Source organism: Coraliomargarita parva (genome assembly GCF_027257905.1).
GTDB lineage: Bacteria > Verrucomicrobiota > Verrucomicrobiia > Opitutales > Coraliomargaritaceae > Coraliomargarita_A > Coraliomargarita_A parva.
Window position 1 is genome coordinate 373,866 of record NZ_JAPZEI010000003.1, and the last position, 13,851, is coordinate 387,716.

The window sequence follows — 13,851 nt, forward strand, 5'->3', positions numbered from 1 at the left end:
CTCTTAAAAGCGGTGGGTTTTTTCCAAGTGGAGGATCACCATTTCACTGTCCTCGAGGATCTCGTAGCTGTGCTCCAGGGCGGCATCGAATTTGAGTGCCTGACCGGGGGTCAATGTGTGCTGTTCGCGGGGCAGGGTAATCGTGATGCTGCCTTTGCGTACCCAGCAGATTTCAAATTCATCGCCGTGGGCTTCGGGTTTTTTGAGCTGTTCGCCGGCCTTGGCCTTGGCATAGAAACAATCAATGCCCTTGAAATTGACCCGTTCGAAGTCGAAGGGTCCAGAGGTGTAGCACTCTGCTTTCTTAGCGTGGGCCGAGCAGGATTCGGCCAGATTCAACAGATCGGTGGCGGACAGGCCGAAGACGCGGGCCAGCCGGTACAAGGTGTCGAGCTCGACCATGTTCTGGTTGCGTTCAAGCTTCGAGAGTCCGGCGATCGATATGTTCGATTTCTGGGAAACATCTTCCAGCGTCATCCCCGCACGCTTACGTAGTTCGCGCACGATTGAGAAGTCGAGGGTAAGGTCGGAGTTTTTCATGGTTTCGCTTTATTAATTGCAATCTGAGAAAAAAATGCAATGAAATTTATTTTTAAACGAAAATATGGCTGTCTCGCTAACATACGGATTGATCGCTGCGCTCGGCTATGCCATCGCCGCGATTCTCTCGAAACGCGCTTTAGCGGAAGGCGCGGGAGTGATGCGTGTGGCCTTTGTTGCGAATCTGCTCTTTGTGGCTGTTTTCGGATGTTATCTGCTTGGCGATTGGTCTGGTTTCTCACTCAAGCAGATACACTTGCCGATGATCTGCGGAGGCCTGTTTTTTCTCGGGCAATTGTTCACCTTTGCTTCGATCCGGGTGGGGGATGTGAGTGTGCAAACTCCGATCATGGGAACGAAGGTTATGTTTGTTGTCCTGATTGGCTTGGCGCTCGGGACGGAGGCACCCAGCTCAAAATTAATGCTGGTAGCCTCGGCTGTGATGGTGGCTGTCGCCATGCTCGGTTTTTCCGATAAGTTGCTCAGCGGAAATGCACTGGCCATTTGCCTCTCTTTACTCAGCGCCTGCTTTTTCGGCGGCTACGATGTCATGGTTGGCAATTTTAGCCTCGAGTATGGAGTCGGCTCGTTCCTCTTTATTGCTGTGGCGGTGAATGCGATTCTGTCACTCGCGCTGATTCCTTTTTTTAATCAACCACTCAAGAAACTGACGCCTGTTGCCTGGAAGTGGGCCATTCTGGCTGGATTAGGGATGGCGCTCCAAGCGCTTATCTTCAACTATGCCTTGGCCAACTACCAGCAGGTGGCGACGATGAACATCGCCTACAGCACACGTGGACTTTGGAGCGTTTTGCTGGCCACACCCGCCGCGTATCTGCTGGCTGGGGCCCGTGAAAAAATAACCCCGCGCACACGGGGGCTGCGTTTCGGCGGTGCCGCACTCATGACTGTTTCGATGCTGATTTGGTTTTCTTAAATACATACCTCAACTCACAACCTACTTGAACTATGCAGACTGACGAAAAATTCGAAACCGTACCCCAGGACATCCTGGATAAACTGACTCGATTTGAGATGCCCGCCGTGCGCGGCGAAGCACCCTCGGAAAGCACCGTGGATATCGACGGTGTCACCGTGCCGGTCTATCAATGTGAGGCCCTCGTCTTGGGCAGCGGAGCCGCCGGTATGCGTGCGGTGGTCGAACTGCACCGCCGTGGCGTCGATGTTCTTGTGGCCAGCACCGGGCTTTATGCCGGCACCTCCGCATGCTCGGGCTCCGACAAGCAGACCCTGTACACCGCCAGTACGGACTACAAGGGCGACAACTTTATCAAGTACGCCGAAGGCCTTTGCGGGGGCGGGGCGATGAATTTCTCCACCGCTTATGTCGAAGCCGTCGGCTCGATCGACGCGATCGGCGGCCTGCAGTTCATGGGCCTGCCTTTGCCGCATGACGACTACGGTGCGATCCTTCGCTACCAGACCGACCACGACGAAGCCGGACGTGCGACGAGCTGTGGCCCACGCACGTCAAAGCTTATGGTCAAGGTTCTCTTTGAGGAAGCCTTGACCCTCGGTGTCCGTATCCTTCCGAGTGTGAGCGGCATTCGTATCGTCAAGGAAACCGTCGACGGCAAGGAACGCGTGGCTGGAGTGATCGCACTCCACCGCGAAGAGGAACGCAATGCCTATGGCCTGATCTTTATCCATTGTTCCGACCTGGTGATCGCAACTGGCGGTCCCGGAGAACTCTACCGTGACAGCGTGTATCCACATCATTGCTACGGTGGTCTCGGTTTGGCTCTGGAAGCTGGCGTTGAACTGTGCAACCTGACAGAGAGCCAGTTTGGGATAGGGACGCCGCGCACCAAGTTTCCGTGGAACCTCTCCGGTACTTATGTGCAAGTCATGCCGCGCGTTTACTCGGTGGATGCGGACGGCAACGAGATACACTTCCTCCGGGACTACTACCGCACGACCCGCGAAATGGTGTCGAACACCTTCCGCAAGGGCTACCAGTGGCCGTTCCACTCCACCCGGATGTTGAATTACGGGTCCAGTCTCTTTGACCTGGCAGTATTCAGGGAGCAGCAGGCGGGCCGTAAGGTTTACCTGGACTTTCTTCGCAATCCCGAGCCGGTCAATGAAGGCGAGGCCTTCTCGCTGGAGGACCTGGATCCGGACGTGCGGGCCTATCTGGAGAACAACGAAGCCTTGCAGGATCTGCCGATCGATCGCCTGCGCCGGATGAATCCGCTGGCGATCGAACTCTACAAGATGCATGGTAGCGACCTGACGACCGAGCCGCTGGAATTTGCCATGAACAACCAGCATATGAACGGCGGCATCCTGATTGATGACTGGGGTAAGACCAATCTCGATGGCTGTTACGCGATCGGTGAAGCTGCCGGCAGTCACGGGGTGACCCGTCCGGGCGGGGCTGCACTTAATTCCGGCCAGGTATTCGGGAAGCGTGTCGCTATCGCGATCAAGCGCGACCGTTTGGTGCGGGAGCGCGCTATCGCGGATTCGGGATTCATCGATGCCGCGCTGCGGGGGGCACTCCAGGATGCAGACAGCTTTGTCCAGTCCGACGAAGGTCTCGCGCCGAAGGATGTGAAGGCCGAGGTGCAGGCGCGCATGAGTGATTATGCCGGCATTATTTGTGATGCGGGCAGTGTGAACACCGCCTTGGAGGCAGCCATTGACTTGCGCAAGCAGGTCGAAGCAAAAGGCCTGAAGGTCAACTCCGCGTCCATGGTCGGCTCCGCTTTCCGCTGGCACCAAATGACCTGGGTCTCGGAGGCGGTGCTTTCCGCCCTGGATTTCTACATCGCCAATGGCGGCGGCAGTCGCGGTGCCCGTGCGATTTGCTCGGAGGCGGGCAGGGATTGCCCCGAAGCCAAGAACATGGACCTCAGCGAGTACCGTTTCGTGCTCGAGCAGGACAAGGACAAGGAGGAGAAGATTGTCGTCGGCCGCGGAGCGGACGGCATCGGTATCCGCACGATTTCGGTGGACCGCGCCTCTGAAGTGAAACGCGAGTTCTTCGAGAAAGGCTGGGGGCCGTATCTGATCAAGGAAGGCTGAGGTCGCTGCCAGTCGTAGTCGCACTGCTTGAGCCGTGCGACAGCTCGGAATGATTTATGGCCCTTCGACGGATTCGGCAGGCTCACCGCGGGCAAGCTCAGGACAGGTCAGGATAATTTTTACAACACCGTAGATTTAGGCAGAATCATTTTAGGCAGAATGATGCTTACAACGGTGCTTTGGGGAACAGAATGATTACTGACAGGGTAATTCCTACAACGCTGCAGCGGTTGGAAAATGATGGTCCGGTCTCCCTCAAAGTGGAATTCGGCATGCCTCGGCGTCTTGTGCGGGCGGCTTGTGCGTAGAGCAACGTAGCCCCAAGATCCATGAAGCCCCAATCGCAGAGGAGACGGGGCATGCCTGCTATGCCGTAGGTTGACGATGATTCTTTTCTGGAGGGGTGAAATGGGAAAAGACTAGTTGTTTTTAGATGAGTCTTTGGTTGCTATCGATCGACCCGTTCACTAGAAACGTGGAAAACTACGAACCAGGTGTTTGCAGCGCAGCTTTGCTGTCGTGCCAACCGTGTTCGTAGGTTATTGATGAGTGACCTTTTTTAATACTGTACGCTGTAAAAAATGAATATCCGTACCATAACAACCTTCGCTGCTCTGTTGCTCGTGCTGTCCCTTAACGGGAACGACGAAGCGAAGTTTCCATCTGGAGCGACAGATTTGGTTCCGGATCAGAGGTTTGATAAGTTCAAAGAAGCGAAAATGGAAACAGTGAGCTTTACGGTGAATTTAGAAGATATCAAATGGGAGGAAGAGCCGGGGGCAGAACTCAGTGTTTTTCAGGTCGATTACCCCGCTGAAATCATGGAACTACGAATCGAGAATGAGAAATTGAAGCAGGAAATCTCGGAGTTGGATAGGAGGCTATCTGTACTCGAAAAACTCTTAGGCCCAAGGAGCGAACCAGTAGGCGCCACTGGACAACGCCGCTAACGCGTCGTCGCTAGAGCTCATACGTAAGTTGTCGGGTCTTGATATGAAGCGCACAGGTCCAGTGATCAGTTTAATTCTAGGCTTGGTATCGTGGTTGGACGCGAGTCCATTTCTAGCGATCAATCTGATGGACGCACAGGCTGACCCTTTTGATTCGCTCACTCATGGCCTGACGAACGATGAGTGGTGTCTTGAAGCCAAATATGAGAGAGTGAGCAGTCCCGGGGCTGATTTTATCGCTTACAGAAACGATTGTGATGTTCCAGTCCCAGTGACGGATTCTGGCAAGCTCTTGGAATTAAACACATTCAGGGCCTCTCAGAAAGTAGTCTGGAATGCGAAGGCATTCCATCTCCGAAGCATTGAAAAGAATCACGGTATCACCGTTGAAAGGCAGCGCCTTTTGTCCTCAGACGGGGTACTGGTGGATTACTATCCCGGAAGGCCATCTGCGTATATTCGGACGCCGGATCATGTGTCATCGCATTTTAATTTGATTCATTTGTTAGGGATGCTGCCGAGTGGTTTGAGTTCACTCAAAGATCCGGTTCGTCCGGCTGGCTGGAAGAGCTTGAGCGAGTTTGCGCCTTTCTTGATCGAATCTGGAACCCTTGAGGAGGTCGAGTCGGGCTATACGTTTACTTTTTTCAAAAGGCTCGAAGAATTCAGTAGTGGCGCGGGCTACTCCTACGCGCTTTCATTCCAAAAGCATGAAGACTTTATCTATCTGAGCTCGATTGAGGTCGCAATAGTAGGCGATGCCAATCCGCAGTTGTCTGGTTTTAGGCGGCCCGTTTGGAGGACTGAGCTTATGGATCCTGATGCCAATGGCTTTCCTCATAAAACCCATACCCGGATTTGGCGCTACCGCAAGAATGCTGAGACGAACGAGTATCGTCAGTATTTAGTCCGCGAAATCAAGTGCTCGATACAGTCCATCGGCGTTGCAGATGAAGATTATGACTTTTCACTCCAATTTGATGTCGGAACTTTCGTTACTGATGAAATGACTGGGTCGAAGTATCGCGTGGGTAATCCGCTAGGCTCACAGCTAGATGAAGTGACACAATGATGCTTCTATTGAGTGCGAGTCTGTTCGTGGGTGACTTGATTTGGCCTGAAAATCCCGTGTCCGAGTTTCATTAGGACAGATCATAGCTCTCGGTTCACACGCCGAACATACCTTGGCAAAAAACATGAAACGAATCATACAAACGATCACAGCATTCTTAATCTGTATTTGTCCGATTTCTGCGAGCACTCCGAAAATCAACCTATCTTCGGTCGAATTTGTCCACCGGTGGTCTCAGGGCACGCAGCATGAATTCACTCCTGATGGACAAGAAGACTTAGGCAGTTGGGAAGATATGGTTACGGTAAACCATTACCCTGATTCTGGCACGGGGGAATCACTGGCTGGAATCGCAAATAATGTTCTAGGTATATATCACAAAAACGGAGCAGTCATACTCCGTACCGACTCGAAACCACGCACAACAGAAAATGAAGCAGAGCATCTGATCGTCGTTGCTTTTCCTCGGCCAGAATTCATCGAGATTGTATTTGCCCGTCTAGCCATAGAGAAAAAGGAAGCTTATGCCATCATCTACTCGCACAGGATATATGGTTCTGACACGGGTAATTTGGCCAGTGCATGGTTACATGAGAACGGTCAAAAAACCGAAGAAGCCCTCATGCAGTTACTTCTGGATGATCTTGTCTCGACAGTAACAGAAATCGGAGCCAAGGCAAAGGTGGCAACGCCATAGGCGAATGGCACTCCCTCAGGGATATCGTAAGGAGTTTAAAGTGGCGGTCGTAGGCGACTTGATTCAGCCGTTCGCCTTCATGACAACGGGTTACGCAAGTCCTCTCTGAAGCAATACGACTACGTCAACACTGCATTAAGGTTGTGCCGTTTACGGCTGGGGCGCGCCACTGCGACTCGCTAAGCGCCACCCAGTGCCCCGATCAGGATCTTGGCGATGACGATCATGACGATCAAGGCGACCGGATAAGCCGAGACGTAGCTGACGACCGGGACCTGTGAATCGGTTTTGGCCGTAATCGCCCCCAGTGCCGGGGTCGAGGTCATGCCTCCGCAAATACCACCCAGGCACTGCAGCGGGTCGAGCTTGAAGAGTTTGCGTGCGATCGGCCAGGCGATGAGCAGCGGTACGATGGTGACGAGCATACCCAAGCCGAAGAGCATGGGGCCGTAGGCAGCCACAGTTTCCGCCAGCGAGCCGCCGCCTTTCACCCCGGCATTGGCGAGGAAGAAAACCAGGCCGAGCTCCTGAAGGAGCAGGCGGGTGGGGCGCGGGATGTGGCCGTAGATCCGCCCGACGCGACCAAAGTGCCCCAGGATCAGGGAGACGAAGAGCGGACCGCCGGCGAGGCCGAGTGTGATCGGGGTGCTGCCGGGCAAGCCGATCGGAATGAGGCCGGCGATGATGCCGAGCGTCATGCCGGCAGAGAGAGAAAGGAGGTCGGTCGCATCGATGGCGCTGCTGCGGTGTCCGACGATCTTGCGGAATTCATTGAGGTCCTCGCTGCGGCCCACCGCGGTCAGGTAGTCGTTCGACTCGATCACAGTAGATGCATTGGGCACGAAGGTCAGGCCCAGTCGTGTGATCCGGGTGAGCACGACACCATAGGTCTTGAGGGGGGCGAGCTCGCGGAGAGTCTTGCCCGCGATCTTCCGGTCGGTCACCAGCACCTGCTGCCGCTCGTTTTCGACGTCCTTGAGGATGTTGCGGTGGCTCTTATGTCCCAGGTAGTCGATGGCGATGTTGATCTCCTTGCTGCGTCCCACCAGCATGAGGATCTGGCCTTCGCTGAAGCAATCGTCGTAGCTCAAGGGCATCAACTGGTTGTTCTTGTAGACACGGGAGACCTGGCAGGCGTTCAGGTTGGCGACGCCCGAATCCGCGATCTTCTTGCCGAAGAGATTTTGGTTCGTGACTTCCACGAGTATGTTTTGAACCGAATCTTCCTTGGCCTGGTTGCCTTCATGTTCGGCCGCGATCTTGTCCAGGTCGTGTTTGAGGATGCGTGGTAGCAACTGTACGAAGAGCACCACACCGATCACCCCGAATGGATAGGCGATACCGTAGCCGATACTGACGCCGCTGCCCCCCTGCAGTCCTTCCGTTGCCGCCGCGAGGGCCGGTGTACTGGTCAGTGCGCCGGCGAAGATGCCAACTGCGAGGTCGGTCGGAACATGAAAGAGTTTCGCACCCGCCCAGGTGACCAATCCGCCCGAGACGACGATCACCAATGCCAGCTTAGCCAAGGTCGCGCCTTCGCGGGCCACTGAGGCAAAGAAGCGCCCGCCGGCCCCGATCCCGACGCAATACACGAAGAGTACCAAGCCCAGCGTACCGACTCCCCCGGGAATGCTGTAGCCCAAGTGTCCGGCCAGCAGAGCGGTAAAAAGAACCCCGGAACTGCCCAGGTTAATCCCTTTGATCGTAATATTACCGAAGAGCAAACCGGCTGCAATAATGGCAAAAAGTACCACCATTGGCTGGTTTTGAAAGAGTTGGTTAATCGCTTCGAGGTTCATAACCGATTCTTATTTTAGGCAATGCTGAGATAAGCAACAATAATCTCAGGTTTTTTTAGGGAGACCCGAGTCGCTACAGCTTGGCGCATGCCCAATAGCAGGCGCGAAAGACTTCGCGCATATTTCCCCGGTTGGCCAGAAAACTTTTACGGGCGACCGGCAGCAGCTCTGTGCCCAAAGCTTGGCCGGCGAGTGTTCGGACCAAGCGTTTCGCCAATGGCCAATCCGGGCGGGTGCGGTAGAGGACTTTGCACCCGCGCCGCCGATGGAGACTGGCAATGAGGTGGCCCTGTCCCTTCTTTAAATGCCGTTTCAGGCGCCACCACTGCCATACATTCAGAACTTCGCCTCCGTCGAAGAGAGCGCAGTCCTGAGGGCCGAGCTGATTGAGGCAGGCAATGGCCTGTGCGCGCTCTGTCTGTGAAGATTCCAGGCTGAGCCGAATCCAAACAATCCGAAGATCCAATCGGTTCAGCTGGGGCACGAGGTCCTCGATCAAGGTCGTTTTTCCTGTGCCTTTGGGCCCGACAATCGCGCTGACCGAGCGGTTTTGGCAGATCGTTTCTGCCAAGCTCCGGAGTTCGGATTCGGGGAGGCGGTAGCGTATCCTAGCGACGGCCGAAGCGGAAAATGGATTTTCGTGGGCTTTCATCCTCGATGAGCGGGAGGTCGACCGGAGCGTCCCCCGGAGCGATACTGATTTCGACGCTGTGGCTGTGGCCGCCTTTGCGGGTCCTCAATTCCAGGGCCCACTTCAGTGTAATGAGTTGGCCGTTGAAGGAGTAGGGGGTCTTCGGCAGAGTAATTTCAAAGCTTTGTTGGCCGGCGGTATCCGTACTTGGCCATTCCAGCTCGGTTTCTATTTTGGCATCCTTGCTCCCACGGCCCTCGGTCCACCAGCCGAGACTTAGGTGGATACTTTCAGGCGCTTCGTCCTGGGCCCAGAGGATCTCACCGCGGAGTGTTTCTTCGGGCTGGTAATGTGTTTTCGGCAAGTCGATGTAGAGGCTTGAGTCCATGTCGGGCTTTTATTGCTGGCTAATGGTGTTTTAGGCGGCGTACGGTGATCGGGTAGTTTTCGTCGATATCCGGCCAGCGCGGGATACTGCCGACTATCCGTATGCGCCATTCGATCTTGTTGTTGCCACCGTCGAAACTGTGCATGAGCGCCGTCGGCAGTTGCAGGTCGATTTGACCGCCGGGGTGGGCGCCGGGCTGTTCGGTCTTAAAGAGGGTTTCCTTGTGGAAGAGGCTGTGGTCCGTGACGGAGTTTGTGCCACGCCGGTAAGTTGCCGATTCACGTCCTTCCAGAATTATTTCCAAGTCCTTCAGGCGTTGCAGCGAGCCTCGGCTGCGCCAGTTGAGGCGTACCGTTTGTCCGAGGCGTGGACGGGCCTCGCTCAGGTTGAGATCGACTTTCGGGTTAAACAGGGCAACCAGATAGTAAAAGATACTGAAGAAAAGAACGAGGCCGATGCAGACAAAGGGGATGATGAAGAGGGTGAGAAACCATTCCGGGCGTCCCTCCAGGAAGCTTTTCACTGCGAGGCCCACAAAGACCCCGGTGATGCCGTTCCAGAAGGCGGCGATGAAAATGGCTCCGATCAGTTTGCCTGTGCCGCTGTGCTTGGGCTTGAGCCAGCGTTCGCCCTCGTCCTGGTCTTCGACCGGCTTGTGCCGGCTATACAGTTTGTCCCTCCATTTTGGGGGGAGCAGGCCGAGGGAACCGAGCATGATGGCCAGGCCGATAAGCATGAAGATTGAAGTGAAGGGGATGACTAAGTAGACGATTCCGGGGATCTTGCGTGAGAGTACGGCTTCTGTGGGATCGGATGGATTGACCCAGCAGGTTTGTTCGGAGCCGACCGGATACTGACGCACGACCTTGTGCTTGCCTGAAGAACCGCTGGAGCTGGCGGTGTTGAAGTCGTAGCTACCGCCGGTGTATACATTGCCTTCATAACGATAGCGGAACTCAATCTCGATGGAGTAAGTGGTGCCGTCGCTGTCGGAATGGCTGTCGACATAACTCTTCGTGATCACGCAGCGCACCTGCGGCCAATCTCCACTCGTCACCGACTTGACGATCGGATGGAGCGCCATGAACCAACAAAAGGCGGCTCCCATTGCGAAGAAGGGAAAGCCGAAGAAAACGCCGAAGAAACGGCCTTTCTTTGAGCTGGGGGCGTCGCGGAAACCGGCGCCTTCATGCCGGTTCGTCGAGGGCTTGCTTTTGACTCGCAATCGCATTGTTAGGAGAATGCGGCTGTCTATCTTGGGCGCAATCTTAGTTCTATACTGCGGGAGATTTTAACCAATCAATGCCTGGAAAGCTTCCTCATCCAAAATCGGAATGCCGAGTTTGACCGCTTTGTCGTATTTGGAACCGGCAGCTTCGCCGGCCAGTACATAGTCGGTCTTCTTACTCACGCTTGAGCTGGTACGGCCGCCAGCGGCTTCGATGAGCTCGGTCGCTTCGCTTCGGGTGAGTGTGGGCAGGCTGCCGGTGAGCACGACGATCTTGCCGGAGAGTGCCCCATCCGCCGGGGCTTCGGAGCGGGCGGACTGAAAGTTCAGGCCCTGACTGCGGAGACGATCGATCAGGTCGCGGTTGGCTTCATCCTCGAACCAGGCATGGATACTCTGGGCCATGATGCTGCCGACCCCGTCGACTTCCTCCAGTTGTTCTTCGCTGGCGGATGCGATGGCGTCGAGGGATTCGAAGTTGGCCTCCAGATCCTTGGCCGATTGTTTACCTACATGTGGAATGCCGAGCCCGTGAATCAGCTGCCAGAGTTGGCGTGTCTTACTGGCTTGGAGCGCGTCATAGAGATTCTGTGCGGATTTCTCGGCAAACTTGTCCAACTCAAGTAGCTGTTCGACCTGGAGCAGGTAGAGGTCCGCTGGATCCTTGGCCAGGCCGCGGGTCACGAGCTGTTCGACCACGGCGGTACCGAGGTTCTCGATGTCCATACAGGCACGGCTGGCAAAGTGCTGGAGCGCGCGTTGCTGACGGATCGGATCGTTCGTGCTGACAATTCGCCAGACTGCTTGGGCGGGATCGCGCTCGGCCTCAATGCCGAGTGCCTTTAGATGCTCGCCGAAGTCGAAGGGCTGGCTGTCGGCCGGGCGCTTTGCTTGGTTGACCCCGAGGACTTGCGGGATAATCTCGCCGGCCTTTTGCACCAGTACGGTATCGCCGGGGCGGATGTCCTTGCGGCGGATCTCATCCTCATTGTGCAAGGTGGCACGCGACACGGTTGTGCCGGCCAACTGTACCGGCTCAAGAATCGCGACGGGGGTGACCGCACCGGTCCGGCCGATCTGTAGGCTGATTTCCTTGAGCAGGGTCTCGGCGCGCTCGGCTTCGAACTTATAGGCGATGGCCCAGCGGGGCGCCTTCGAGGTGAAACCGGCTTCGTCCTGCAGGCGGAAGTCGTCGAGCTTGATCACTGCGCCGTCGGTCGGGTAGCTGAACTGTTGTCGAAGCGCGTCCAGCGCCTCGATGCAGGTCCAGGCTTCTTCGATACTTCCAGCCATCCAGTATTTCTCCAATACCGGGAACTGCCAGCGCTTGAGCTTTTCCTGGATCTCGGCCTGATGGCTGAAATAGCGGCCCGGTTCGCAGGCACCGATGCCATAGAGCACGATTTCCAGTTTGCGACTACGGGCTTCGGCTGGATCGAGCAGTTTGATCGTGCCGGCTGCGAGATTGCGTGGATTGGCGTAGAGCGGTTGTCCTTCTATGTCACGGGCGGTATTGATCCGCTCAAATTCTTCGTGCAGCATGTAGATCTCACCGCGGACTTCGAGAATCTCGGGGGCATCTGTGATCGCTGCAGGAAGTCCGGCAATATGGCGGACGTTCTGGGTGATGTCGTCTCCCTCGGCTCCGTTGCCGCGCGAAACGGCCCGGACGAACTGCCCCTTTTCATAGGTCAAACTGACTGCGACCCCGTCGATCTTCGGCTCAACCAGGAATTCCAAGGACTCGTCGGGAAACAGACGCTCCAGACGGCGACCGAATTCCATCAATTCCTCCTGGCTGTAGGTGTTGTCCAGACTCAGCATCGGCTTGCGGTGCGTGTAGCTCTCAAAGGCTTCCAGACGGTCATCGCCCACCGATTGGGTGGGGGAGGCACCAAAATCCAGCTCCGGGTTCTGTGCTTCCAACTCAGCCAGTCGAGCCTTGAGCTTGTCATAGGCCTGGTCGTCGATCTTCGGCTGGGCTTGCTTGTAATAGAGCCGGTCATGTTCGGCGATGGCTGCGCGAAGCTTGGCGATTTCTTTCTGCGGGTCGGACATGCTGTCGCTGAGTTGAACCCACGAATTCCTACGAATCAACGCGAATTGGTGAAGGAGCGCATTTTGGCTCCTGGATGAACCAACGGAGTCAGGGCGTCCCGCCCTGATGGACTACAAATGGTATGCGGACCCTACAAGGGCGGGACGCCCTTGCTCCGTTGCCGACGGTATCCATACAAAAAGAAACCCACCGAACTACCTGAGCCGATGGGTTAAAAGTGGCCTCCCGTAGGGGATTGGTACGGCGTTGCCGTATCGCTTCGCGATCCCACCTGTGGTGTGCCCCATCTCCAGTCGCGTTGCTCCTTCCGTCAAACCCCTTGAGGGGGTCTTCATCCCCGACACGTCACGTCTGGGCACTAAAAAACCCACCGAACTACCTGAGCCGATGGGTTAAAAGTGGCCTCCCGTAGGGGATTGGTACGGCGTTGCCGCATCGCTTCGCGATCCCACCGGTGGTGTGCCCCATCTCCAGTCGCGTTGCTCCTTCCGTCAAACCCCTTGAGGGGTTCTTCATCCCCGACACGTCACGTCTGGGCACTAAAAAACCCACCGAACTCCGTGAGCCGATGGGTTTAAAGTGGCCTCCCGTAGGGGATTGGTACGGCGTTGCCGTATCGCTTCGCGATCCCACCTGTGGTGTGCCCCATCTCCAGTCGCGTTGCTCCTTCCGTCAAACCCCTTGAGGGGTTCTTCATCCCCGACACGTCACGTCTGGGCACTAAAAAACCCACCGAACTCCGTGAGCCGATGGGTTTAAAGTGGCCTCCCGTAGGGGATTCGAACCCCTGTTGCCTGGATGAAAACCAGGTGTCCTAGACCGGGCTAGACGAACGGGAGGTGGGAGGAAGTCACGGAAGCTATGTTTGCGAGGGGGGCGTGCAAGTCTTTTTTTGAAACTTTGAGGTCTTCTTTGTCTGGGCATGGCTGTGAAGCTAGCATACGCCTTCTGCATTGTCCGGGATTCCAACGGAGTCAGGGCGTCCCGCCCTGATAAATTGCGGAAAGGAAGTGGACCATGACAAGGGCGAGACGCCCTTGCTCCGTTGCGACGGTATCCGCACCTCGAAAACAGCGAACTACGCGAGCTGAGGGCCTCCCGTAGGGGATTGGTACGGCGTTGCCGTATCGCTTCGCGATCCCACCTGTGGTGTGCCCCATCCTCAGTCGCGTTGCTCCTTCCGTCAAACCCCTTGAGGGGTTCTTCATCCCCGACACGTCACGTCTGGGCACTAAAAAACCCACCGAACTCCGTGAGCCGATGGGTTTAAAGTGGCCTCCCGTAGGGGATTCGAACCCCTGTTGCCTGGATGAAAACCAGGTGTCCTAGACCGGGCTAGACGAACGGGAGGTGGGAGGAAGTCACGGAAGCTATGTTTGAGCGGGGGGCGTGCAAGTCTTTTTTGAAAAAAGTCACAAAAATTTCGCTTGGCTTCA

11 protein-coding genes and 2 tRNA genes are annotated in these 13,851 nt (G+C 55.9%); 5 read left to right on the forward strand and 8 right to left on the reverse strand.

What is annotated here, in order from left to right; all coding sequences use genetic code 11:
* Positions 1-3: 3 nt before the first annotated feature.
* Positions 4-540 (reverse strand): helix-turn-helix domain-containing protein, encoded by a 537-nt coding sequence (locus O2597_RS05905; protein ID WP_269523338.1) that lies wholly within the window; start codon positions 538-540, stop codon positions 4-6.
* A 64-nt stretch (positions 541-604) separates the two neighbouring features.
* Between O2597_RS05905 and O2597_RS05910 the strand changes: the two genes are divergently transcribed.
* The 5 genes from O2597_RS05910 (at position 605) to O2597_RS05930 (ending at position 6,310) form a co-directional block, all read left to right on the forward strand.
* Positions 605-1,477, forward strand: a complete 873-nt coding sequence (locus tag O2597_RS05910) for a hypothetical protein (RefSeq protein ID WP_269523339.1) — start codon at positions 605-607, stop codon at positions 1,475-1,477.
* Positions 1,478-1,509: 32 nt separating this feature from the next.
* Positions 1,510-3,591, forward strand: a complete 2,082-nt coding sequence (locus tag O2597_RS05915; protein ID WP_269523340.1) for an FAD-dependent oxidoreductase — start codon at positions 1,510-1,512, stop codon at positions 3,589-3,591.
* A gap of 581 nt (positions 3,592-4,172) precedes the next feature.
* Positions 4,173-4,541, forward strand: a complete 369-nt coding sequence (locus O2597_RS05920) for a hypothetical protein (RefSeq protein ID WP_269523341.1) — start codon at positions 4,173-4,175, stop codon at positions 4,539-4,541.
* A gap of 43 nt (positions 4,542-4,584) precedes the next feature.
* Entirely contained in the window at positions 4,585-5,613 is a 1,029-nt protein-coding gene (locus O2597_RS05925) for a hypothetical protein (protein ID WP_269523342.1), read from the forward strand.
* Between the two features lie 124 nt (positions 5,614-5,737).
* Positions 5,738-6,310, forward strand: coding sequence for a hypothetical protein (locus tag O2597_RS05930; protein WP_269523343.1), 573 nt, complete (start codon positions 5,738-5,740; stop codon positions 6,308-6,310).
* A 179-nt stretch (positions 6,311-6,489) separates the two neighbouring features.
* Here the strand turns inward: O2597_RS05930 and O2597_RS05935 are convergent, their stop codons facing one another.
* The 7 genes from O2597_RS05935 to O2597_RS05965 form a co-directional block, all read right to left on the reverse strand.
* Positions 6,490-8,109 (reverse strand): aspartate:alanine exchanger family transporter, encoded by a 1,620-nt coding sequence (locus tag O2597_RS05935; RefSeq protein ID WP_269523344.1) that lies wholly within the window; start codon positions 8,107-8,109, stop codon positions 6,490-6,492.
* Between the two features lie 73 nt (positions 8,110-8,182).
* Positions 8,183-8,761 carry an ATP-binding protein gene (locus O2597_RS05940; RefSeq protein ID WP_269523345.1) on the reverse strand — a complete coding sequence of 193 codons (579 nt, stop codon included), beginning with the start codon at positions 8,759-8,761 and terminating at the stop codon, positions 8,183-8,185.
* Positions 8,718-9,128: a hypothetical protein gene (locus tag O2597_RS05945; protein WP_269523346.1), complete on the reverse strand. Its 411-nt coding sequence runs from the start codon at positions 9,126-9,128 to the stop codon at positions 8,718-8,720. The genes O2597_RS05940 and O2597_RS05945 overlap by 44 nt, the downstream gene beginning before the upstream one ends.
* A gap of 19 nt (positions 9,129-9,147) precedes the next feature.
* Positions 9,148-10,359: a DUF3592 domain-containing protein gene (locus O2597_RS05950; protein WP_269523347.1), complete on the reverse strand. Its 1,212-nt coding sequence runs from the start codon at positions 10,357-10,359 to the stop codon at positions 9,148-9,150.
* A gap of 60 nt (positions 10,360-10,419) precedes the next feature.
* Positions 10,420-12,414 (reverse strand): NAD-dependent DNA ligase LigA, encoded by a 1,995-nt coding sequence (ligA, locus tag O2597_RS05955; RefSeq protein ID WP_269523348.1) that lies wholly within the window; start codon positions 12,412-12,414, stop codon positions 10,420-10,422.
* A gap of 762 nt (positions 12,415-13,176) precedes the next feature.
* Positions 13,177-13,254, reverse strand: a tRNA-Glu gene (locus O2597_RS05960).
* Positions 13,255-13,687: 433 nt separating this feature from the next.
* Positions 13,688-13,765 (reverse strand) — tRNA-Glu (locus O2597_RS05965).
* Between the last annotated feature and the right edge of the window lie 86 nt (positions 13,766-13,851).

What these genes read in the sequence shown, in the direction of transcription:
- O2597_RS05905 (WP_269523338.1), bottom strand. Translation starts at nt 540, where the DNA reads ATGAAAAACTCCGACCTTACCCTCGACTTCTCAATCGTGCGCGAACTA.
- O2597_RS05910 (WP_269523339.1), top strand. Translation starts at nt 605, where the DNA reads ATGGCTGTCTCGCTAACATACGGATTGATCGCTGCGCTCGGCTATGCC.
- O2597_RS05915 (WP_269523340.1), top strand. Translation starts at nt 1,510, where the DNA reads ATGCAGACTGACGAAAAATTCGAAACCGTACCCCAGGACATCCTGGAT.
- O2597_RS05920 (WP_269523341.1), top strand. Translation starts at nt 4,173, where the DNA reads ATGAATATCCGTACCATAACAACCTTCGCTGCTCTGTTGCTCGTGCTG.
- O2597_RS05925 (WP_269523342.1), top strand. Translation starts at nt 4,585, where the DNA reads ATGAAGCGCACAGGTCCAGTGATCAGTTTAATTCTAGGCTTGGTATCG.
- O2597_RS05930 (WP_269523343.1), top strand. Translation starts at nt 5,738, where the DNA reads ATGAAACGAATCATACAAACGATCACAGCATTCTTAATCTGTATTTGT.
- O2597_RS05935 (WP_269523344.1), bottom strand. Translation starts at nt 8,109, where the DNA reads ATGAACCTCGAAGCGATTAACCAACTCTTTCAAAACCAGCCAATGGTG.
- O2597_RS05940 (WP_269523345.1), bottom strand. Translation starts at nt 8,761, where the DNA reads ATGAAAGCCCACGAAAATCCATTTTCCGCTTCGGCCGTCGCTAGGATA.
- O2597_RS05945 (WP_269523346.1), bottom strand. Translation starts at nt 9,128, where the DNA reads ATGGACTCAAGCCTCTACATCGACTTGCCGAAAACACATTACCAGCCC.
- O2597_RS05950 (WP_269523347.1), bottom strand. Translation starts at nt 10,359, where the DNA reads ATGCGATTGCGAGTCAAAAGCAAGCCCTCGACGAACCGGCATGAAGGC.
- ligA (WP_269523348.1), bottom strand. Translation starts at nt 12,414, where the DNA reads ATGTCCGACCCGCAGAAAGAAATCGCCAAGCTTCGCGCAGCCATCGCC.